1 protein-coding gene and 1 pseudogene are annotated in these 714 nt (G+C 41.7%); both read right to left on the bottom strand.

The window, feature by feature from the left end:
• Window positions 1–27: 27 nt before the first annotated feature.
• Window positions 28–522 (bottom strand): ATP-binding protein, encoded by a 495-nt coding sequence (locus R7E78_RS26575; protein ID WP_318058668.1) that lies wholly within the window; start codon window positions 520–522, stop codon window positions 28–30.
• Window positions 515–714 (bottom strand): annotated as a pseudogene (locus R7E78_RS26570) (regulator); the annotation flags it as partial. The pseudogene R7E78_RS26570 and the gene R7E78_RS26575, both read right to left, overlap by 8 nt.

The raw sequence follows: 714 nt of genomic DNA, 5'->3' as shown, positions 1-714 counted from the left end.
AGAAAGCTAATTCGTCATGGACGAAAACTAAGAACCAGGTAAAGTGACAGCACTTTGCTTGGTTGTTAGGCGTCCCTCCCTTTTAATCAATACAAACGTGTTTTTTCGACCACTTCTCAATACCTGAAAACTGTCAACTAGATTACTAATTAACATTAATCCTCGTCCTGACGACATCCAGCTGTCTTCATCAAACAAGCTTGGTGCTTTTATTTCTTTATTCGTGTGCTCTTGGAAAGCTGATTTTTTAATAGGACGACCGTAATCAGAAATACGCATTTCGATGTGAGTAGACTTAGGGTCAGATAAGATTGCACATTCGAGCTCAATCGGCTCGCCTTCCCGATCATCGTAGGAGTGTATAAAGGCATTGTTCATCACCTCAACGACGCACAATTCGAGGTGTTGGACATCACTTACCAATACCTGATGTTGAAAGAGAAACTCGGCAAGCTGCTTACTCGCCTCACGGGAAGATTTTAGTGAGCTAAGAAACGTTTTTTTAAACTCGTAATCAGTCATCCTCACCCTCACATGTAGACGTGTTTGGACCAGACCATTGAAGTTGTAAAAGCGTCAAATCGTCGTCTAGCTCTTCCTTCACTTGCCAACGTTTAATACTTTCGACGACAGAAGAAACCTGTGCTTCAAATGGAAGTCCAGAAACGCTCTGTACGTTCGCGATCAAACGATTTACAGAGAAAAACTCATTTT

This window comes from Vibrio sp. YT-19(2023) (assembly GCF_033337395.1).
This window is presented reverse-complemented; position numbering and strand designations above follow the sequence as displayed.